The organism is Pseudomonas sp. WS 5410 (genome assembly GCF_012985645.1).
In the GTDB taxonomy this organism is placed as follows: Bacteria; Pseudomonadota; Gammaproteobacteria; order Pseudomonadales; family Pseudomonadaceae; genus Aquipseudomonas; species Aquipseudomonas shahriarae.
In genome coordinates this window covers 1-21,627 of record NZ_JAAQWS010000011.1, presented here as the reverse complement: position 1 = coordinate 21,627, position 21,627 = coordinate 1, and the positions used below count along the sequence as shown (strand labels likewise).

Here is a 21,627-nt window from a genome sequence, read left to right as displayed (position 1 = left end):
GACCAATCGCACCCAAGGGCAAAACCCAAATTCCAGACACAAAAAAGGGCGACCGAAGTCGCCCTTTTTCTATGGTCTGACAGAACTTAGTTCTGTTTTTCCATTTGTGCACGCAACAGGTCGCCCAGAGTGGTCGGACCCGAAGCAATGTCAGAGGTAGCTGGCTTGTCGCGCAGGCTCTGGATTGCTTCTTTCTCTTCGATCTCGTCTTTCGACTTGATGGAGAGTTGGATTACGCGGCTCTTGCGGTCAACGCTGATGATCTTGGCTTCTACTTCCTGGCCTTCTTTCAGAACGTTACGCGCGTCTTCAACGCGGTCACGGCTGATTTCGGAGGCTTTCAGAGTCGCTTCGATATCGTCACCCAAAGTGATGATTGCGCCTTTAGCGTCAACTTCCTTCACGATGCCTTTAACGATTGCACCCTTGTCGTTCTCTTGAACGTACTCGGAGAACGGATCGCTTTCCAGTTGCTTGATACCCAGGGAGATGCGCTCGCGCTCTGGGTCAACCGACAGGATAACGGTGTCCAGCTCGTCGCCCTTCTTGAAACGACGAACAGCTTCTTCGCCAACTTCGTTCCAGGAGATGTCGGACAGGTGAACCAGGCCGTCGATGCCGCCGTCCAGACCAATGAAGATACCGAAATCGGTGATCGACTTGATGGTGCCGGAGATTTTATCGCCCTTGTTGAACTGGCCAGAGAAATCTTCCCATGGGTTAGATTTGCACTGCTTGATGCCCAGGGAGATACGACGACGCTCTTCGTCGATGTCCAGAACCATAACTTCCACTTCGTCGCCGACTTGTACGACTTTCGAAGGGTGGATGTTCTTGTTGGTCCAGTCCATTTCGGAAACGTGCACCAGGCCTTCCACGCCTTCTTCCAGCTCTGCGAAGCAGCCGTAGTCGGTCAGGTTGGTAACACGCGCGGTGACGCGAGTGCTTTCTGGGTAACGGGCTTTGATAGCAACCCATGGATCTTCACCCAGTTGCTTCAGGCCCAGGGAAACACGGTTGCGCTCGCGATCGTATTTCAGAACCTTGACATCGATCTCGTCGCCAACGTTGACGATTTCGGAAGGATGCTTGATGCGCTTCCAAGCCATGTCGGTAATGTGCAGCAGGCCATCGACGCCACCCAGATCGACGAATGCGCCGTAATCGGTGAGGTTCTTGACGATACCTTTGACTTGTTGGCCTTCCTGCAGGGATTCCAGCAGAGCTTCACGCTCGGCGGAGTTCTCTGCTTCCAGGACGCTGCGACGGGAAACGACAACGTTGTTGCGCTTCTGGTCGAGCTTGATGACCTTGAATTCGAGCTCTTTGCCTTCCAGGTGCGTGGTGTCGCGCACTGGACGAACGTCGACCAAAGAACCTGGCAGGAACGCACGGATGCCGTTAACGTCGACTGTGAAGCCGCCTTTAACCTTACCGTTGATAACGCCCTTGACCACTTCTTCAGCTGCGAAGGCTGCTTCCAGAACAATCCAGCATTCAGCGCGCTTGGCTTTTTCACGGGAGAGCTTGGTTTCACCGAAGCCGTCTTCAACCGAGTCCAGAGCAACGTGAACTTCGTCACCGACATTGATAGTCAGGTCGCCAGCGTCGTTGTAGAACTGCTCAAGCGGGATGAGTGCTTCAGACTTCAGACCAGCGTGAACGGTTACCCAGCGAGCTTGGTAATCGATATCAACGATAACACCGGTGATGATGGAGCCAGCCTGAAGATTCAGGGTTTTTAGGCTTTCTTCAAAGAGTTCCGCAAAGCTTTCGCTCATTTTAATTCCTGTTGATAAGGGCGAAGAATACGCCCATCTGCCACACCCCAGACGGTGTGGGTTACGTTCATATAAGAGAAGAAGCGCAGGTCTAGGACTGGTCCCCTGCACTTCCTCTAAGTCATCCGGCGATATCGCGCAGGGCGATTTCACTCAAGATGCGTTCCAGCACCTGCTCGATGGACAATTCCGTGGAATCCAGCTGTATGGCGTCAGCCGCCGGTTTGAGCGGGGCTACCGCACGCTGGGTGTCGCGCTCATCGCGCGCACGAATCTCATCTAGCAGACTCGACAGACTAACACCATCCACCTTGCCCTTCAACTGCAAGTAACGGCGGCGCGCCCGCTCCTCGGCGCTGGCCGTCAGGAAAATCTTCAGCGGCGCCTCGGGAAACACCACGGTGCCCATGTCGCGACCATCGGCCACCAGGCCCGGCGGCTCCTGGAAAGCCCGCTGGCGCTGGAGCAATGCATCACGCACGGCAGGCAACGCAGCAACCTGGGACGCCCAGGAGCCGACCTGCTCGTTGCGCAGATCATCCGTCACATCATCCCCTTCCAGGATAATGCGCAGCGCATGACCTTCGGTCGCACCGACGAACTGCACATCCAGATGCGCCGCCAGCAGCACCAACGAGGCTTCGTTGGTCAGGTCGACGCCGTGATTGCGCGCCGCGAAAGCCAGCAGGCGATACAACGCCCCGGAATCCAGCAGGCACCAACCCAGGCGCTTGGCCAACAGGCCCGCGACAGTGCCTTTGCCAGAGCCGCTTGGCCCGTCGATGGTAATCACCGGTGCTTTGATATTCACAATTGAGCCTCTTGGGCAACACGCATGCCGACTTGGGCAGACAGTGTAAGAAAATTCGGAAAAGATGTAGCTACGTTGGCACAGTCATGGATACGAATCGGCGCAGTGGCGCGCAGGGATGCCACGCTGAACGCCATGGCGATCCGATGATCGCCGTGGGCATGCACCTCACCACCGGTCATGCCGCCGCCATCAATGATAATCCCATCAGGGGTCGGCACACACTTCACACCCAGCGCCAGCAGACCGTCGGCCATCACCTGGATGCGATCGGACTCCTTGACCCGCAACTCTTCGGCGCCACGCAATACCGTGCGCCCTTCGGCGCAGGCAGCGGCGACAAACAACACCGGAAACTCGTCGATAGCCAGGGGCACCAGGGCCAGGGGAATCTCGATACCCTTGAGCCGTGCGGCGCGCACACGCAGGTCTGCAACCGGCTCGCCGCCCACTTCACGGGGGTTTTCCAGGGTGATGTCAGCGCCCATCAGGCGCAGGATATCAATCACCCCGGTGCGGGTCGGATTGATCCCCACATGCTCGAGCAACAAGTCGGAACCCTCGGCAATCGAAGCCGCCACAAGGAAAAACGCCGAAGAAGAAATATCGCCCGGCACCTCAATGCGGGTTGCCACCAACCCATGACCTGACTCAACCGCTGCCGTCGCCCCCTTAACCTCCACCGGGCAACCAAAACCGCGCAACATGCGCTCAGTATGATCGCGGGTGGGCGCAGGCTCGGTCACCGCCGTCCGACCTTCGGCGTATAGCCCCGCCAGCAACAGGCTGGATTTGACCTGGGCACTGGCCATCGGCAGCGTGTAATTCATGCCTTTGAGCACCTGCCCGCCACGAATAGTCAGCGGCGGCTGCCCCTGGGGCCCGGTCTCGATCACCGCACCCATTTCTCGCAACGGCTTGGCCACACGATTCATCGGGCGCCTGGACAGCGAGGCATCACCGGTCAGGACGCTGTCAAAACGCTGCGCCGCCAATAAACCGGACAACAGACGCATGGACGTACCCGAGTTACCGAGATAAATCGGACCCGGCGCAGGCTTCAAGCCGTGCAGGCCAACGCCATGGATAGTCACCCGCCCATGGTGCGGGCCCTCGATCACCACGCCCATGTCGCGGAACGCCTGCAGGGTCGCCAGGACATCTTCACCCTCGAGAAACCCTTCGACCTCGGTAATACCCTCCGCCAGCGACCCGAGCATGATCGAGCGATGGGAAATGGATTTATCCCCCGGCACCCGGATCTTGCCGCTCAACTGCCCGCCCGGATTGGCGACAAACACCACATCATCCGCATTGGCGGCAGCATCCATATACGCCCGGCGCGCGAGGATCTTGCTGAAGTGCTCCCGCGCCACTCGCGCCCGGGTAAAGACGCCCAGCAACTGGTGCCCATCTCCCGCATCGACCGCATCGCGCAAGGCGTCAAGGTCACTGCGAAAGGTGTCCAGGGTGCGCAACACGGCCTCGCGGTTGGCGAGAAAGATGTCGTGCCACATCACCGGATCGCTCCCGGCAATTCGCGTGAAATCGCGAAAACCGCCGGCGGCGTAACGGAAAATCTCCAGGTTCTCGTTGCGCTTGGCCAGAGAATCCACCAAGCCAAAAGCCAGCAGATGCGGCAGATGACTGGTCGCCGCCAGCACTTCATCATGGCGCTCGACCTGCATATGCTCGACATCCGCGCCCAGTTCGCGCCACAGCCGATCCACCACGGCCAGGGCCGCCGGGTCGGTTTCTGCCAGCGGCGTGAGGATCACCTTGTGCCGCCGGAACAGCTGGGAGTTGGACGCTTCCACCCCACTCTGCTCGGAACCGGCAATCGGATGCCCCGGCACGAACCGCGCCGGCATGCCGCCAAACGCCAGGCGCGCCGCGCGCACTACATTGCCCTTGGCGCTGCCGACATCCGTGAGGATCGCCTGCCCCAGATCCATGCCGGCCAACAGTGCCAACAGTTTTTCCATGGCCAGGATCGGCACCGCCAACTGAATGACATCAGCGCCCTGACAGGCAACGGCCAAGTCCGCCTCACAGCGGTCCACCACCCCCAGCTCTACCGCCAACTGGCGCGATTGCGGATCCAGGTCCACACCGACCACTTCGCCACACAGGCCGCTTTCGCGCAGGCCCTTGGCAAAGGAGCCGCCAATCAATCCCAGACCGACCACTACCAGGCGACCGATCACAGGCACAACAGGTTGCATTGCAATCACATCAACCACGGGCCAGGACCTTGGCCAACGCCTCAAGGAAGCGACTGTTTTCAGCCGGCAAACCGATGGTGATGCGCAAGTGGTTCGGCATGCCGTAATTGGCCACCGGACGCACGATCACGCCTTCGCGCAGCAGGCCCTGGAATACCGGGGCGGCCTCCCGGGCGAGATCCACGCAGACAAAGTTGCCCTTGGACGCAATCCAGCCCAGGCCCAACTCACGAAAGCCTTGCTGCAGCTGCTGCATGCCGCTTTCGTTGATCCGCCGCCCTTCTTCCAGGTACTCGGCATCCTTGAGCGCCGCACAAGCCGCCGCCAATGCCAGGCTGTTGACGTTGAACGGCTGGCGCACGCGATTCAGCACATCCGCGACGACGGCTGTGGATAACCCGTAGCCGACCCGCAGCGACGCCAGGCCATAGGCCTTGGAGAAGGTGCGCGATACCAGCAGGTTCGGGTAGGCCGCAAGAAAGTCCAGGCCGTCGGGCAGGTCGCCGCCCTCGGCATACTCGATGTAAGCCTCGTCCAACACCACCAGCACATGCTCAGGCACATCCTGCAGGAACTCGTTCAGCGCGTCGGCACCGAACCAGGTACCGGTCGGGTTGTTCGGGTTGGCGATAAACACCACGCGGGTCTGGGCATCAATGGCCGCCAGCATGGCCGGCAGGTCATGCCCCCAGTCCTTGGCCGCAATCACCCGCGCCTCGGCACCGACCGCCTGGGTGACAATCGGATACACCGCAAACGCGTGCTCACTGAATACCGCGTTCAGGCCAGGGGCCAGATAGGCACGCGCCACCAGCTCCAGGATGTCGTTGGAACCGTTGCCCAGGGTGACCTGGCTCAACTCGACCCGGCAGCGCTCGGCCAACAGGGACTTGAGCGCAAAGCCGTTACCGTCGGGGTAACGCGTCAGCTCCGCCAGTTCTTCACGGATCGCCGCCAGCACCTTGGGGCTTGGGCCCAACGGGTTTTCATTACTCGCCAGCTTGACGATCTTCGCCGGATCCAGATTCAACTCGCGCGCCAACTCGTCCACAGGCTTGCCCGGAACGTAAGGCGAGAGTTGTTGCACGCCCGGCTGCGCCAGGGCGAGGAAGTTGCCACTCATGTCAAAGCCTCACAAAACCGCTTTCGGGTAAGAGCCCAGCACCTTGAGTGCCACGGCTTCCTGACTGATTTTCTCCAGCACACTCTTGACCAGCGGATCACGGTGGTGGCCGACGAAGTCGATAAAGAACACATAGGTCCATTTACCGCTGCGCGAAGGACGCGTCTCGATGCGTGTCAGGTCTATCCCGTTGTCGTGGAACGGCACCAGCAGTTCATGCAGCGCGCCAGGCTTGTTGCTCATGGAGACAATGATCGAGGTCTTGTCGTCGCCGGTTGGAGGCACTTCCTGGTTGCCGATCATCAAAAAGCGCGTGGAGTTATCCGGGCGATCCTCGATTTTCTCGGCCAGGCGCGTCAGGCCGTACAGGCCAGCCGCCATATCCCCGGCAATCGCCGCCGAGTTCCACTCACCCTTGACCCGCTTGGCCGCTTCGGCGTTGCTGGACACCGCCACGCGCTCGACATTCGGGTAATGGGCATCCAGCCACTTGCGGCACTGGGCCAGGGACTGGGCGTGGGAGTAAATGCGGCTGATGCTGTCGGTCTTGGTGTTTTCACCCACCAGCAAATGGTGGTGAATACGCAGCTCGACTTCGCCACAGATCACCATGTCGTGTTCAAGGAAGCTGTCGAGGGTGTGGTTGACTGCGCCCTCGGTGGAGTTTTCCACCGGCACCACACCAAAATTCACTGCGCCAGCGGCCACTTCACGGAACACTTCGTCGATGGCGGCCATCGGCTTGCTGATCACTGCGTGACCGAAGTGCTTCATGGCCGCCGCCTGGGTGAAGGTCCCCTCGGGGCCGAGGTAAGCCACTTTCAAGGGCTGTTCAAGGGCCAGGCACGAAGACATGATCTCGCGAAACAAGCGCGCCATTTCTTCATTGCCCAGCGGCCCCTGGTTACGCTCCATCACGCGCTTGAGCACCTGGGCTTCGCGCTCCGGACGGTAAAATACCGGCACTTCGCCTTCAGCCAGGGAGGCCATCTTGACCCGCGCCACTTCCTGGGCACACCGCGCCCGCTCACTGATCAGCTCCAGGACTTTGGTGTCCAGGGCGTCAATGCGCACACGCAGGGCCTTGAGTTCTTGCTCAGACATTAGCCGTGTTCCTTTTCGAACTCTGCCATGTAGGCCACCAGCGCCTTGATGGCATTGATGTCGACGGCGTTGTAGATCGAGGCGCGCATGCCGCCTACCGAACGATGGCCCTTGAGGTTCAACAGGCCACGCTCGTCGGCACCGGCCAAAAATGGCTTGTCCAGGCGGTCGTCGGCCAGGCGGAACGGCACGTTCATCCACGAGCGGGCGCTCAGGTTGATCGGGTTGCTGTACAGGCCGCTGGCGTCGATGAAGTCGTACAGGGTGCGCTTCTTCTCTTCGTTGAGCTTGCCCATGGCAGCCACACCGCCCTGCTCCTTGAGCCACTCGAACACCAGGCCCGAGAGGTACCAGGCAAAGGCCGGCGGGGTGTTGTACATCGAGCCGTTGTCGGCCGCGACCTTGTAGTTGAGCATGGTCGGGCACACCGAGCGAGCACGCCCGAGCAGGTCTTCACGGATGATGTTGACCAGGATGCCGCTTGGACCGATGTTCTTCTGTGCGCCGGCGTAGATCATGCCGTAGCGCGACACATCCATCGGGCGCGAGAGAATGTCCGAGGACATGTCGCACACCAACGGGACATCACCCACTTCAGGCACCCAGTCGAATTCCAGGCCGCCGATGGTTTCGTTCTGCACGTAGTGAACGTAGGCCGCGTCCTTGGACAGCTTCCACTCGTTCTGGCCTGGAATAGCAAAATAATCGTAAGGCTTGGCCGTACCGGCCACGTTGATATTGCCGTAGCGCGAGGCTTCTTCAATGGCCTTCTGCGACCAGATACCGGTGTCGATATAGTCGGCAGTCCCGTCTTCGGGCAACAGGTTCAGCGGCAATTGGGCAAATTGCTGGCTGGCGCCGCCCTGCAGGAACAACACCTTGTAGTCCGACGGAATGTCCAGCAGGTCACGCAGATCCTGCTCGGCCTTGGTGGCAATGGACACGAACTCATCGCTGCGATGGCTCATTTCCATGACCGAGAGGCCTTTGCCATGCCAGTCGAGGAGTTCACCCTGCGCACGCTGCAGGACTGCTTCAGGAAGTGCCGCGGGACCAGCACAGAAGTTATAGGCTCTCTTGCTCACATCCAATCTCGCTCTGATCTGGTGGTCACATAATTCGTGTTCGACACATAACCCCATGTGGAAGCGGGCGTGCTCGCGAAGGCGGCGTGTCAGGCCACACATGCGCTGACTGATACACCGCCTTCGCGAGCAAGCCCGCTCCCACAAGGGAATGCGCAGTATTGCAAATTTTCAAAGGGGACAAATAACAAGGGGGCGAATCTTCATCCGCCCCCTTGGTTGCCCGCTTATTCCTGCGGTTCTTCTTCGTCTGCGGCAGCATCGAGGGTTGGCTCGTCGACGCTGTCATCGCCGGCTGCGATCACCTCGCCATCGAATTCCTCGCCTTCCAGCTCCTCGCCTTCGACTTCCGATGGCTCCTGGACACGCTCCAGACCCACCAGGGTCTCGTCGCTGGCCAGCTTGATCAAGGTCACGCCCTGGGTGTTACGGCCCAGGCTCGACACTTCATCAACACGGGTACGTACCAGGGTGCCCTGGTCGGAAATCAGCATGATTTCCTCGCCATCGAGCACCTGGACCGCGCCGACCAGGCGGCCGTTGCGATCGTTGCTGACCATGGCGATAACACCCTGGCCGCCACGCTTGTACTCGGGGAACTCGCCGATGGCGGTACGCTTGCCATAACCACGGGCCGAAGCGGTGAGGATCTGGCTGCCTTCTTCCGGGATCAGCATGGAAATCAGCTTCTGCCCTTCCGGCAGACGCATGCCGCGCACACCACGAGCGGTACGGCCCATGGCACGCACGTCGGATTCCTTGAAGCGTGTCACCTTGCCGCCGTCGGAGAACAGCATGACTTCACGCTCGCCATCGGTAATGGCTGCGGAAATCAGTACGTCGCCTTCGTCCAGCTCCAGGGCGATCAGGCCCACGCTGCGCTGGCGGCTGAAGGATTCCAGCGGGGTCTTCTTCACAGTGCCCTTGGCGGTGGCCATGAAGATGAAGTGACCTTCGGTGTATTCCTCGACCGGCAGCATGGTGGTGATGTATTCATCAGTGTCCAGCGGCAACAGGTTGACCAGCGGACGACCACGGGCGGCGCGGGACGCTTCCGGGATCTCGTAGGTCTTGAGCCAGTACACCTTGCCCTTGCTGGAGAACAGCAGCAGCGTGGTGTGGCTGTTGGCTACCAGCAGGTGAGCGATGTAGTCCTCATCCTTGACGCCCGTCGCCGACTTGCCTTTACCACCACGACGCTGGGCCTGGTATGCAGCCAACGGCTGGGTCTTGGCGTAGCCACCGTGGGAAATGGTCACCACGCGCTCTTCTTCCGGGATCATGTCACCCAGGGTCAGGTCGAGGCGCGCATCAAGGATTTCAGTGCGGCGCACGTCGCCGTACTCGGCGCGGATCACTTCCAGCTCTTCGCGGATCACTTCCATCAGGCGCACGGCGCTGTTGAGGATGCGGATCAGCTCGCCGATCTGGTTGAGGATTTCCTGGTACTCGGCCAGCAGCTTTTCATGCTCCAGGCCGGTCAGGCGGTGCAGGCGCAGTTCCAGGATAGCCTGGGCCTGTTCCGGCGACAGGAAGTACTTGCCATCGCGCAGGCCGTATTGCGGGTCCAGGGTCTCCGGACGGCACGAATCGGCACCGGCACGTTCAACCATCGCTACTACCGCGCTGGATTCCCAAGGCATCTTGATCAGTGCTTCCTTGGCTTCCGACGGCGTCGGCGAAGCCTTGATCAGGGCGATGACCGGGTCGATGTTCGACAGCGCAACCGCCTGGCCTTCCAGGATGTGCCCACGTTCACGGGCCTTGCGCAGTTCGAACACGGTACGGCGAGTAACCACTTCGCGACGGTGACGGACGAAGGCTTCCAGCAGATCCTTGAGGTTCAGGATGCGCGGGCGACCGTCGATCAGGGCCACGACGTTGATACCAAACACGCTTTGCAGCTGGGTCTGGGCGTAGAGGTTGTTGAGGATCACCTCAGGCACTTCGCCACGACGCAGCTCGATCACCACGCGCATACCGTCTTTGTCAGACTCGTCGCGCAGTTCAGTGATGCCTTCGAGTTTCTTCTCTTTAACCAGCTCGGCGATCTTCTCGATCAGACGCGCCTTGTTCAACTGGTAAGGCAGCTCGGTGATGACGATCTGCTGGCGGCCACCGACCTTGTCGATGTCTTCGATCATCGAACGGGCGCGCATATAGATGCGGCCACGACCGGTACGATAGGCTTCGATGATGCCGGCGCGACCGTTGATGATTGCGGCGGTCGGGAAGTCCGGGCCGGGGATGTACTGCATCAGCTCATCGACGGTCAGCTCAGGGTTGTCGATAAGCGCCAGGCAACCGTCGATGACTTCACCGAGGTTGTGTGGCGGGATGTTGGTGGCCATGCCCACGGCGATACCGCTGGAGCCGTTGACCAACAGGTTGGGAATACGGGTCGGCATGACCGCCGGGATCATTTCGGTGCCGTCGTAGTTCGGCACCCAGTCCACGGTTTCTTTATGCAGGTCGGCCAGCAGCTCGTGCGCCAGCTTGGTCATGCGTACTTCGGTGTATCGCATGGCTGCGGCGTTGTCGCCGTCCACCGAACCGAAGTTGCCCTGGCCGTCTACCAGCAGGTAGCGCAGGGAGAATGGCTGGGCCATCCGTACGATGGTGTCGTACACCGCAATGTCGCCGTGAGGGTGATACTTACCGATCACGTCACCGACAACACGGGCAGATTTCTTGTACGGCTTGTTCCAGTCGTTACCCAGCTCGCTCATCGCGAACAGCACACGCCGGTGCACGGGCTTCAAGCCATCGCGCGCATCAGGCAGTGCCCGCCCGACAATTACGCTCATTGCGTAGTCGAGGTAGGACTGTTTCAGCTCGTCTTCGATATTGACCGGGAGGATTTCTTTGGCCAGTTCGCCCATGAGAAGCCTGATTCCTTTTTCGGGTGAAACCTCGTCGCGTCCATATGAGACGAACGAAGCTCGCCGCTGCCGACAAAGTGCCTGACAACGACTTACGACAAATCAACGAGTTATGACACGGATCTGCACGTTATAGGTAGCCCCTCGGGGCGACCCTGGAAACCGCCGAATGTTATCACAATCGCCGCCACGCACCTATCCCCCTGATGCGCATGGAGTGTAGTTAGTTGACCAGTGACAGGCTGAATGGAGCCGAGAGGCGCTCAGAGACCCAACGGCCTCGCAATTGAGCCCGCAATTGGCTGTATTTCGCCGCGCAAACGCCAATAGGCCTATAAATTGCCAGGCCCTTCAGGCCGACGCGCAGGAGAATGGGTGACATCCAACTCAATTTCCACATCCGGCGCAGCCGCCCCTGAAAACCATCCGCGCCTGCCCGGCGCCCTGAGAACCGTGGGCTGCCCGGCGCTGGCGTCGCTGATGCGCACGCCAATCCCCCCGGTAAGCTCGGCAATTCCCGGCACGCCGTCGGTGGTATTCATGTGGGCTGCTCCAACCCACGCGATCCATCGGCCGCCGTCTTCTGGGTGATAAGCCTGAATCTGACGAACAGCGAAGTAATTCATGTCTTCAATCCGGCTCGACATATCAATCGAAGGCCTGCCGGTGTAGCGATCCCTGCGCAGCGTCAAATAGTCATCATCCAGCCCACGCACCCTCAGGCCACAGGCCTGGGCCCTCCTTGACACCACGCTGCGCGCACTCACCGAACCGGGCGAAACCAATAGCATGGGCGACCCGGTGGCATGGCTACCCTCGATGTACAGCGTGCGAAAGCCGCGATCATAAAGCGCCTGCATCTTATCGGTCAGAAACGTGACACTGGCTTTTTCCGCATGGTTTTCCCCCAGCACCAAACCTTGCACCGATTCCGGCCACCCGCGAATCAGATCATCCACCGTGGCCGACGCCCCCAGAGAAAGCGCCTCGGGCCGAGGAGGTATCTGCACCGTCTCGAAGAATCGCCGACGATCCCGAACAAACCAGGCGTCATAGTAATCGACCGTTGAAGCAGGTAAACCGTGGAAACCGTGGCTGTTGAATCTGTATTGATCTGTTGTCAGATACTCCTCCACAGGCAATTCCATCGAGAGTTTCGAGCCGGATTTCCCCGCGCCCCTGACCCCGATCGAGTGCCAGTGCCCAGACCTGCCGGAGCGCAGAAAACCCACCTCGGTGCGCCGCTGGGCATCAATGACCTGTACGGTCAAACCGCCTTCGCCATAGAGCTTGAAATCGCTTTTTATGCGCAATACCACTGCATTGCCCTGCCTATCCACCGGGCGAATCAAATACTCACCCGCCTGGGTGCGGTAAATACCCTTGGCATTAGGTTCCAAACCTCGGAGCAACACGACCGCTTCGTCGCGAGGCACGGCACTGGCCTTCCACGCCTCGGGGATGAGCGAGGCTGGCGTTGGCGGGCGCGACGCCTGTAGAAGGGACCGCGCAGGCACTGCCGGCGGGCTGAAAAACGGACTGCGGATCGCCAGGGGCCTGACACCGAGCACCTCGCCCCCCTCAATTACAGCATCCATACTCAGACGCCATCCACCAGGCCCATCACGCAGAACCAGCCCCGGAATAGCCTGACCGCGCGCCCGAAAATTACCCACCGCAGAGTGCGCCAACCGGCTCCAGAGCCGTGGGATCGAAGAGCCCCAATGAAGCCCCCAGGGCAGCATATCCAGCAGCATCCCTGCCACCTCTACCCCAAACATCAACTTATTGAAGGTCGATTGACGACTGACTTGCGCATTCGTATTGGCACCGCGCTGCGCAAGCTCTACCAAGCGAAAAACCTGCAAGTAGTACAGGGCTTGCAGCAGGGACGATCGACAAGGCACCAACTGCACATTCAAGGGCGGCAGACGCTCCAGTGGCTTCACGCCACTGAGGAAAAAAGTCGCCAGGCCCTCGGCGAAAAGCTGATATTTCAAACCCGACGAGACCAGGCTTTCAATCACTTGCTGGGACTTTACGCACAGTCGCTCCAGAAGATAGGCCCGCCACTGCGGCCTGCCGAGCAATGCTATCAGCTCGCTATCTCCGGCCAACTCCCGCAAGTCCAGGCCGTCGGGCGCATTGGGTGCATAAAGCACCCGCTCGGCATCTTCTGCGGTCGAGATCACGACCAACCCCTGCACCCACTGGCTCCCCCCGCGCTCAGGCTCGGCGTCAGGCACCCCTAACATCAGGATATTTGCCACGACCGCCCCCCCCTCCACCCGAGGCCGAGCAGCGGGCGCCCATGCCGCCAGCACCGCCTCCACCCATTGCTGCGCACGTTTTTTCGCAGGGTCAGCCGTTAATACCGTTTTATAGATGGCTGGATTGAGCCGTGCCGACTGGGCTGCATACTCCAACGTGGCAGCCTGGCCCGCCATCCATGCCTGTGCCAGCCGCTCGGCCTCCGCCGAGGTGGCAGGCGGCGCGAATGTTTTCTTTAGAACATCCTCGCAATAATGATGACCGGCATCGATTTCTTTTACCCAGCGCTCAATCGTCTCGCGCGACAGCCTAAGCGCCTCGCCACGCACGTCGAACACGCGTCGCCCGTCGGCATACGTCAGGGACGCCTCGATACTGACCCTCGACGTCCAGGCGATGCTCCCTTCCCACGGCTTGAGGTTCTTGAGGGTCAACTCAGTCAAGCCCATACGTTCGACGTACACGCTTTCAACAGGCGGCGTCACGCCCGGCTGGGACACATAGGTAACCCGAACAGCCTCGGTGCGCACGACGATGATCTTGTCCGGATCGATCTGCTCCACCGCAGAACCGGGCAAACCACGCGCCTCCAAAAAATCTCGCAGCCTGCCTCTGAGCTTCTGCCTGGCATATCCGTGCAACGACTCGAGGCCCTCAAGCAACGCTGCCAGAGCCTGGTTTTTTTCCTGCGCGACCAGCGCCGCCTCCTGCAAGCGCTCCCGATCCGTTGCCGCCAACGCCTTTTGCCAACCCGGCGCGGCCTGTTCTTCCAACAACAGGTTACGCACTACAAAAGCTGGCGCCGTATCCAACTGGGGTGCCAGGTCAATGACTCTGTCCACCGTTCCAGGGCGCAGGCGATTATCAGCCTCAAGTACCAGGCGCAGATCTCGCTGCTGTTTGCTCAGCAAGGCTTCAACCCCGTGGGCGACAAAATCGCCTTCTATTACCTCCGGGACGAGCGCAAGCCGCCCCGTCCAACGGCCGGTTTGCTGGCCACGCACATCGGCTGGCAGGCTACCGGCCAACAGGAGACCTTCGGGCGCACCCTCGTCAAGGCGCCGCCCCACCTCGGCATTAAGGCTGCCCAGGCTCGAAAATGCCTCAAATCCCTGGGCAACCGTCCACAACACCAGCGGCCCGCTGGGCGGGCTGACACTGTCCGGGCTAAGCATAAACGCCGTGGCAAATCGCTCCCCGCCGGTCAAGGTCAGACTGTAGATTCGGGGGCGTTGCGCAAGGGGAAACGCCAGCTCGCGGGCGACAGCAGTGGGGTATTTCAATACCTCGTCAATCAGTTGCCGATGGGACGAGGTCAAAGTGCCATCCATCGTGCGCAAGGCCGATTCGGTCGCCAGTATTTGCTTGCGCACCCGCGTCAGCAAATCGACGGGCGCGCCCTGGTCGCGCTGAGCCGTACTCCAAAATTCGCCCAGCAGCCCGGCAAATTGTTGTTTCAGCGTCATCACCAGGCTGCTCGGCGTGCCGACCTGCTGCAGCCTGTAACCTTCATCCAGGGTATTGGGTTCTACGTAAAACGCGCCGTCCGCATAGTCGTCAGTACCACCGCCCTCCCATAGCGTATCGAGCAGCGATTCCAGCGTCTGGGACGCATATGGCTGCCCATCGGTTCGAGAACGGGTGAAATAGATCTGCAAGGGGCTGATCTTCCCGCTGAAGCTGGGGAACAGTGTTTTCAACTGCTGTTGGAAAAACCCATCAAACCCGGGCGCGCCCGCAAGCAATTGCCCCGTCAAACGGTTTAGCTTGTTTATCTGCCGTATCAGGTTCTGTTGCTGGTCGCCCACGGCAATGCCAGCAGAGGGCACCACCGGCAACGTATCAGGGCGAAGCGGGCGCCGGAGCAGGTCCCCCGGCAAGCCTGTGGGCAGCGCCAGCACCTGCGCAACCCGGGTATCAATCCCCGACCGGACGGGCAAAAAAGCGGCGCGCGCATTGACCCGTTGCTGGGCCAGTTGCTCGTCCAGGACCTGCCCCAGCAGAGAACCCCGGGCATCCGGGAGCATCCCCACCAGCCCCCAATACGCGCGCCGCTCCCGGCGCAAGGCAAGCACTTGCTCGCGCTCAGGCTGCGCAAGGTTTACGAGGATTTCATCGCGCTCCCCCGCGATTGCCTGCCGCAAGCTGAGAGCGGCCAATATCGCAGAGTCGCTGGCAAACTCCTCCAGGCCGCGCTGCGGGGTATAAAGCAGCACCGGCCGACTTTTGGTCAGCCCTCCCCGCCACGCCAACACAAACGCAGCCGACAGATTGATATCCTGGCCTGCGCCTCTAAGCACCAGGCGAAACATTGCCACCTTGGGCGGGTCGCTCGCAGGCTGGGACTGCTCGGCAAGCAGGCTGCGCGCCAGGGCCCAGCCATCGGCCGTGAGCCCAACCGTCGGATCCGCCAGGTTATCGGCCCTGCGTAACGCCGCTTCTGCCGCCAGTTCACCCTGGCGATAACGCAGCCAGGTGTCACGCGAGGTCAACTCATTGCCTTGGCGAACAGGGTTGTACCAGAACCAGTCCAGGTGCTGGCGGAAATGCTCGAACAGCCCCTGAAGGTGCTGATTGAGCACCTCGACGAACGTTTCAGGATCAATATCGAGCAGGCTCTGGTGGCCCGTTGCAGGGTTGATCGCAGAAAAACCGTTTATGGATGAGTCGAGCGGGGCCGCGCCTGACACCAGGGCCTCCTGCATCGCCTGGGTCATCGAACGCGGCGTGACACCGGATGGCAGCTCCTCCAGCAGCCACACCGTATCAGGGTCGATTTCCAGCTCGGGAAATTGGCGATCAAGCGCCTGCTGGAACGCTTCGCCACTGATGCGCGCCAGCGACGGCTGGTGCCGCACCAGGCGTTCGCAGAATGCACTCTCGGCTTGCAGCTGTTGCAGATGCCAGTCCCGGCTGGGCACTGGAAGGACGCCCATCAACTCACGGTCGTCAATGAGCGGGTCAGGCATGGAAGCAGATGTAACGGTAGACATGAATAGGTGCCCCGAAGGTGATCATAGGCCACGGCCACATCGTCATGCTCGCGGACGCTGACGCCCACACTCAGAAATGCCGTGACATTGATCACCATCCTGCGAGAACCCCTCGCCCAGACGGCCTTACACTTGTACTACTGACCGCCTCAATGCAGACGCTTGCGGCACATCAACTTTGCCAATTTGGCCGTATCCGGGCGCTCGACGATGCCTTTTTCAGTCACGATCACGTCAATCAAGTCGGCCGGGGTCACGTCAAATACCGGGTTAAAAGCCGCTACATCGGCGGCAAAGCGCTGCCCGGCGACTTCCAGCAACTCGCCGGCATCCCGCTCTTCGAGGGCGACGTCATCGCCAGTAGCCATCATCAAGTCCAGGGTAGAGCTGGATGCCACCACCATGAAGCGCACGCCGTGGTGCATGGCACACACCGCCAACTGGTAGGTGCCGATCTTGCTGATCACATCGCCATTGGCCGCGATGCAGTCGGCGCCGACAATCACCCAGGTCACGCCCTTGGTCTTGAGGATATGTGCGCCGGCCGAGTCGGCATTCACCGTGACCGGGATACCCTCGCCCGCCAATTCCCAGGCGGTCAGCCGCGAGCCTTGCAGCCAGGGGCGAGTTTCGTTGGCATAAACCTGCTCGACCATGCCTTCCAGAAACGCCGCACGGATTACCCCGAGCGCAGTACCCACACCGCCGGTGGCCAATGCCCCCGCGTTGCCATGGGTCAGGATGGCCTGAGCATTGCCCTGGTGCTTGCGGATCAACTCGACGCCCAGTTGCGCCATGGTCAGGTTGGCTTCGCGGTCACTTTCATGGATCGCGATGGCTTCGGCCTCCAGCACCGCCAATGGGTCGGCGTGGTTCTTGAGGCGGTCGAGGCGGTCGCGCATGCGCTTGAGGGCCCAGAACAGGTTCGACGCGGTGGGCCTGGAGTCGGCCAGCAGCGCGTAGTCTTCTTCCCACGACGCCTGCCAGTCACCGCCCTCGGCGATGCGCTCGCGGGCGGCGAGCACCAGGCCGTAGGCGGCACTGATGCCGATCGCCGGCGCGCCGCGCACCACCATCGCGCGAATGGCTGCAGCCACCTCGTCGACCGTCGCGCATGTCACCCAGCTTTCCCGGGATGGCAGCGCACGCTGATCGAGCAGGTGCAGTGCGCCATCACGCCACTCTATGGCCTTCACTTTCTCTGCTGCCAACAGTCGATCGCGCATCCATCACCCCGTACTCATCAACAAAAGCCGCCGATTATAGCGATCCGCCCGCCAGGGCGCTCGGGTATACTTCGCCCTCTTTATATAACCGCCCCGGACGATGCTCGCTATGACACCACCTGCCGCCCCGCTCGACTTATTGCTGCTGCCAAGCTGGCTGGTACCGGTCGAACCTGCGGGCGTGGTGCTCAAGGCACATGGCCTGGGCATTCGCGATGGGCGCATCGCGTTTATCGGCCCGCGCGACCAGGCGCTGAAGCTGGCGGCCCATGAAGTGCGCGAGCTGCCGGGGGTGCTACTGAGCCCTGGCCTGGTGAATGCCCACGGCCACGCGGCCATGAGCCTGTTTCGCGGCCTGGCCGACGACCTGCCGCTGATGACCTGGCTGCAACAGCATATCTGGCCGGCCGAAGCCAAGTGGGTCGACGAGGCCTTCGTGCGCGACGGCACCGACCTGGCAATTGCCGAGCAAATCAAAGGCGGCATCAGTTGCTTCTCGGACATGTACTTCTTCCCCAAGGTCGCCAGCGAGCGCGTGCATAACAGTGGCATGCGTGCGCAGATTGCGATTCCGATCCTCGACTTCCCGATCCCCGGCGCGGCCACTGCCGACGAGGCAATCCGCCAGGGCGTGGAGTTGTTTGGCGACCTCAAGCATCACCCGCGGATCAAAATCGCCTTTGGCCCCCATGCGCCCTACACCGTCAGCGATGTAAACCTGGAAAAAGTCCGGGTCATCGCCGAGGAACTGGACGCCGCGATTCATATGCACGTCCACGAAACCGCCGGTGAAGTGCAGCAGTCCGTCGAACAGTACGGCGAGCGGCCCCTGGCCCGCCTTGCACGCCTGGGCTTGCTCGGCCCACGCTTGCAGGCCGTTCATATGACCCAAATCAGCGAAGAAGACCTGGCGTTGCTGGTAGAAAGCAACAGCAGTGTGATCCATTGCCCGGAATCCAACCTGAAACTGGCCAGTGGCTTCTGCCCGGTGGAACGCCTGTGGCAGGCCGGCGTCAATGTGGCAGTAGGCACCGACGGCGCGGCAAGCAACAATGACCTCGACCTGCTGGGCGAAACCCGCACCGCCGCGCTACTGGCCAAGGCCGTCGCCGGCTCGGCCAGCGCCCTGGATGCCCATCGCGCGCTGCGCATGGCCACCCTCAACGGCGCACGGGCCATGGGCCTGGAAACGGAAATCGGCTCGCTGGAAGTGGGCAAGGCTGCAGATATCGTGGCCTTCGACCTCTCGGGCCTGGCCCAGCAACCGATCTACGATCCGGTGTCACAGCTTATATATGCCACTGGGCGCGATTGTGTGAAACACCTTTGGGTCGGCGGCAAGCAACTGCTCGACGACCGGCAACTGACGCGCATGGATGAACAACAGCTGAGCGCCACGGCCATTGCCTGGGGCCGGCGCATCAGCGGACACCACGAATAACGCCGGCCCCGGATCGAAATTCCTGGCCAGGCAAAACGTTTTATCGGATTTAGAGGACTACCCATGAGTAACGTCGACCACGCCGAAATCGCCAAATTCGAAGCCCTGGCCCATCGCTGGTGGGACCGCGAAAGCGAGTTCAAGCCCCTGCACGACATCAACCCGCTGCGGGTCAACTGGATCGACGAGCGGGTCAACCTGGCCGGCAAGAAAGTCCTCGACGTGGGCTGCGGTGGCGGCATTCTCAGCGAAGCCATGGCCCAGCGCGGTGCCACGGTGATGGGTATCGACATGGGCGAAGCGCCCCTGGCCGTGGCCCAACTGCATCAACTGGAGTCGGGCGTGAGCGTCGAATACCGGCAGATCACCGCCGAAGCCCTGGCCGAAGAAATGCCCGAGCAGTTCGACGTGGTGACCTGCCTGGAGATGCTGGAGCACGTGCCCGACCCATCGTCGGTGATCCGTGCCTGCTTCCGAATGGTCAAGCCCGGCGGCCAGGTGTTCTTCTCCACCATCAACCGCAACCCGAAGGCCTACCTGTTCGCGATCATCGGTGCCGAATACATCATGAAGCTGCTGCCGCGCGGCACCCATGACTTCAAGAAGTTTATCCGTCCTTCCGAGCTGGGTGCCTGGAGCCGTCAGGCCGGGCTGACCGTCAAGGACATCATCGGCCTGACCTACAACCCCCTGACCAAGCACTACAAGCTGGCCAGCGACGTCGACGTCAACTACATGATCCAGACCCTGCGAGAGGAATAAGCCTGTGAAGTTGAAAGCGGTTCTTTTCGACATGGACGGTACGCTGCTCGATACCGCGCCGGACTTTATCGCCATCTGCCAGGCCATGCGCACCGAGCGCGGGCTTGCGCCGATCAACGACCAGCATATCCGCGATGAAATTTCCGGCGGCGCCCGGGCCATGGTCGCCGTGACGTTTTCCATGGACCCGGAGTCCCCAGGCTTTGAAGAGCTGCGCCTGGAGTTCCTCGAACGCTACGTCAAGGGCTGCGCGATCCATAGCAAGCTGTTTGATGGCATGGCCGAACTGCTGGAAGACATCGAGCGCTCCAAGCTGATCTGGGGCGTGGTGACCAACAAGCCATTGCGCTTTGCCGAGCCGATCATGGAGCAACTGGGCCTGGCCCAGCGCTCGGCGCTGCTGATCTGCCCGGACCACGTAAAAAACAGCAAACCCGACCCGGAGCCGCTGATCCTGGCCTGCAAGATGCTCGACCTGGACCCGGCCAGCGTGCTGTTCGTAGGCGACGACCTACGGGATATCGAATCGGGCCGCGACGCCGGGACCCGTACCGCCGCCGTCACCTATGGTTATATCCACCCCGACGACAACGCCCGCAACTGGGGCGCCGACGTTGTGGTCGATCACCCGCTGGAGCTGCGCAAGGTGCTCGATAGCGCACTCTGCAGCTGCTGACACTGAAACACTGAGATCAATGTGGGAGCTGGCTTGCCAGCGATAGCGGTGAATCAGCTGCCGCTTTATTGACTGACACTGCGCTATCGCGAGCAAGCCCGCCCCACATTCAGACTGAATTTTTGTTGAGGTCGATTATGTTTGATTACTCCGCACGCCCAGAATTGCTCAAGGACCGGGTCATCCTGGTCACCGGCGCCGGCCGCGGGATTGGTGCAGCGGCGGCCAAGACCTACGCCGCCCACGGTGCCACCGTGCTGTTGCTGGGCAAGACCGAGGCCAACCTGGCCCAGGTCTACGATGAAATCGAAGCCGCCGGCCACCCGCAGCCGGTGGTGATCCCGTTCAACCTGGAAACCGCCCTGCCCCATCAATACGACGAGCTGGCGGCGATGATCGAAAAAGAATTCGGCCATCTCGACGGGCTGCTGCACAACGCCTCGATCATTGGTCCGCGCACGCCGATCGAACAACTGTCGGGCGAGAACTTCATGCGCGTCATGCATATCAACGTCAACGCCATGTTTATGCTGACCGCCACCCTGCTGCCCCTGCTCAAGCTGTCCCAGGATGCTTCGGTGGTGTTCACCTCAAGCAGCGTCGGGCGCAAGGGCCGGGCCTACTGGGGCGCCTATGGCGTGTCGAAGTTCGCCACCGAAGGCCTGATGCAGACCCTGGCCGACGAACTCGACACCGTGGCGGCAGTGCGCGCCAACAGCATCAACCCCGGCGCTACCCGGACCAGCATGCGTGCCCAGGCTTACCCTGGGGAAAACCCGGCCAACAACCCGCTGCCGGAAGAGATCATGCCGGTGTACCTGTACCTGATGGGCCCGGACAGCTCGGGGATCAATGGGCAGGCGTTCGACGCGCAATAATCTTCGGACATGACATTACGCCATTGTGGGGCTTGTGTGGGAGCGGGCTTGCCCGCGATGGCCTTAGGTACAGGGATCTACACAACTCTTTTCTGGGGTTGTGTACATATCCGTTGCTGCGGTCATGGCGGCTATTGGTTCCGCTCTTACAGCGGGTCACTTTTGGAAAAGAGCCCCAAAAGTAACCAAAAAGGCTCTTGCCCCACCACTCGGCACCTCGCCTAGGCTCGGTGTGCCCGCCATCCGACATTGATTTGGGAGGCCGCCGCGATGGGCCATCCATGGCCCAGCGCGGCTAACCCGGCGTCCTGCCGGGTTACCCCCCAAATCAATATCGGATGACGGCCAGCGTGGTTTAACGGGGCGCCT

General features: G+C 61.0%; 13 protein-coding genes. 4 read left to right on the top strand and 9 right to left on the bottom strand.

Annotated elements, in window-relative coordinates:
* Nucleotides 1-86 precede the first annotated feature (86 nt).
* From rpsA to mtnA, 9 genes are all read right to left on the bottom strand, one after another.
* Nucleotides 87-1,781 carry a 30S ribosomal protein S1 gene (rpsA, locus tag HBO24_RS16790; protein WP_029298694.1) on the bottom strand — a complete coding sequence of 565 codons (1,695 nt, stop codon included), beginning with the start codon at nucleotides 1,779-1,781 and terminating at the stop codon, nucleotides 87-89.
* Between the two features lie 121 nt (nucleotides 1,782-1,902).
* The gene (gene cmk, locus HBO24_RS16785; RefSeq protein ID WP_057439220.1) at nucleotides 1,903-2,592 is read right to left on the bottom strand and encodes a (d)CMP kinase; all 690 of its coding nucleotides are present in this window, start codon (nucleotides 2,590-2,592) and stop codon (nucleotides 1,903-1,905) included.
* Nucleotides 2,589-4,799 (bottom strand): bifunctional prephenate dehydrogenase/3-phosphoshikimate 1-carboxyvinyltransferase, encoded by a 2,211-nt coding sequence (locus HBO24_RS16780; protein WP_170060051.1) that lies wholly within the window; start codon nucleotides 4,797-4,799, stop codon nucleotides 2,589-2,591. Before HBO24_RS16780 ends, cmk begins: the two co-directional genes overlap by 4 nt.
* Nucleotides 4,800-4,827: 28 nt before the next feature.
* Complete coding sequence (gene hisC, locus HBO24_RS16775) at nucleotides 4,828-5,940, bottom strand: histidinol-phosphate transaminase (RefSeq protein WP_057439221.1); 1,113 nt, start codon at nucleotides 5,938-5,940, stop codon at nucleotides 4,828-4,830.
* 9 nt (nucleotides 5,941-5,949) lie between these two features.
* A complete protein-coding gene (gene pheA / locus HBO24_RS16770; protein ID WP_025113086.1) occupies nucleotides 5,950-7,044 on the bottom strand; it encodes a prephenate dehydratase in 1,095 nt (364 codons plus the stop codon).
* Nucleotides 7,044-8,129: a 3-phosphoserine/phosphohydroxythreonine transaminase gene (serC, locus tag HBO24_RS16765; RefSeq protein ID WP_170060022.1), complete on the bottom strand. Its 1,086-nt coding sequence runs from the start codon at nucleotides 8,127-8,129 to the stop codon at nucleotides 7,044-7,046. Before serC ends, pheA begins: the two co-directional genes overlap by 1 nt.
* A 227-nt stretch (nucleotides 8,130-8,356) precedes the next feature.
* Nucleotides 8,357-11,011: a DNA gyrase subunit A gene (gene gyrA / locus HBO24_RS16760; RefSeq protein ID WP_170060021.1), complete on the bottom strand. Its 2,655-nt coding sequence runs from the start codon at nucleotides 11,009-11,011 to the stop codon at nucleotides 8,357-8,359.
* Between the two features lie 332 nt (nucleotides 11,012-11,343).
* Nucleotides 11,344-16,275: a membrane-targeted effector domain-containing toxin gene (locus tag HBO24_RS16755; RefSeq protein ID WP_170060020.1), complete on the bottom strand. Its 4,932-nt coding sequence runs from the start codon at nucleotides 16,273-16,275 to the stop codon at nucleotides 11,344-11,346.
* Nucleotides 16,276-16,424: 149 nt separating this feature from the next.
* The gene (gene mtnA / locus HBO24_RS16750) at nucleotides 16,425-17,501 is read right to left on the bottom strand and encodes an S-methyl-5-thioribose-1-phosphate isomerase (protein ID WP_057439224.1); all 1,077 of its coding nucleotides are present in this window, start codon (nucleotides 17,499-17,501) and stop codon (nucleotides 16,425-16,427) included.
* Nucleotides 17,502-17,610: 109 nt separating this feature from the next.
* On the opposite strand from mtnA, the gene HBO24_RS16745 reads away from it, so the two are divergent.
* The 4 genes from HBO24_RS16745 to HBO24_RS16730 all read left to right on the top strand — a co-directional run bounded on the left by HBO24_RS16745 (nucleotide 17,611) and on the right by HBO24_RS16730 (nucleotide 21,258).
* A complete protein-coding gene (locus tag HBO24_RS16745; protein WP_170060019.1) occupies nucleotides 17,611-18,942 on the top strand; it encodes a TRZ/ATZ family hydrolase in 1,332 nt (443 codons plus the stop codon).
* Between the two features lie 63 nt (nucleotides 18,943-19,005).
* A complete protein-coding gene (gene ubiG, locus HBO24_RS16740; RefSeq protein WP_003172645.1) occupies nucleotides 19,006-19,704 on the top strand; it encodes a bifunctional 2-polyprenyl-6-hydroxyphenol methylase/3-demethylubiquinol 3-O-methyltransferase UbiG in 699 nt (232 codons plus the stop codon).
* 4 nt (nucleotides 19,705-19,708) lie between these two features.
* Nucleotides 19,709-20,380: an N-acetylmuramic acid 6-phosphate phosphatase MupP gene (gene mupP, locus HBO24_RS16735; protein ID WP_057439225.1), complete on the top strand. Its 672-nt coding sequence runs from the start codon at nucleotides 19,709-19,711 to the stop codon at nucleotides 20,378-20,380.
* Between the two features lie 137 nt (nucleotides 20,381-20,517).
* Nucleotides 20,518-21,258 (top strand): YciK family oxidoreductase, encoded by a 741-nt coding sequence (locus tag HBO24_RS16730; RefSeq protein ID WP_032863166.1) that lies wholly within the window; start codon nucleotides 20,518-20,520, stop codon nucleotides 21,256-21,258.
* The last annotated feature ends 369 nt before the right edge of the window (nucleotides 21,259-21,627 follow it).

Excerpts from the sequence above, each read along its gene's own strand:
- rpsA (WP_029298694.1), bottom strand. The coding sequence starts at position 1,781 with ATGAGCGAAAGCTTTGCGGAACTCTTTGAAGAAAGCCTAAAAACCCTG.
- hisC (WP_057439221.1), bottom strand. The coding sequence starts at position 5,940 with ATGAGTGGCAACTTCCTCGCCCTGGCGCAGCCGGGCGTGCAACAACTC.
- pheA (WP_025113086.1), bottom strand. The coding sequence starts at position 7,044 with ATGTCTGAGCAAGAACTCAAGGCCCTGCGTGTGCGCATTGACGCCCTG.
- gyrA (WP_170060021.1), bottom strand. The coding sequence starts at position 11,011 with ATGGGCGAACTGGCCAAAGAAATCCTCCCGGTCAATATCGAAGACGAG.
- HBO24_RS16755 (WP_170060020.1), bottom strand. The coding sequence starts at position 16,275 with ATGTCTACCGTTACATCTGCTTCCATGCCTGACCCGCTCATTGACGAC.
- mtnA (WP_057439224.1), bottom strand. The coding sequence starts at position 17,501 with ATGCGCGATCGACTGTTGGCAGCAGAGAAAGTGAAGGCCATAGAGTGG.
- HBO24_RS16745 (WP_170060019.1), top strand. The coding sequence starts at position 17,611 with ATGACACCACCTGCCGCCCCGCTCGACTTATTGCTGCTGCCAAGCTGG.
- ubiG (WP_003172645.1), top strand. The coding sequence starts at position 19,006 with ATGAGTAACGTCGACCACGCCGAAATCGCCAAATTCGAAGCCCTGGCC.
- HBO24_RS16730 (WP_032863166.1), top strand. The coding sequence starts at position 20,518 with ATGTTTGATTACTCCGCACGCCCAGAATTGCTCAAGGACCGGGTCATC.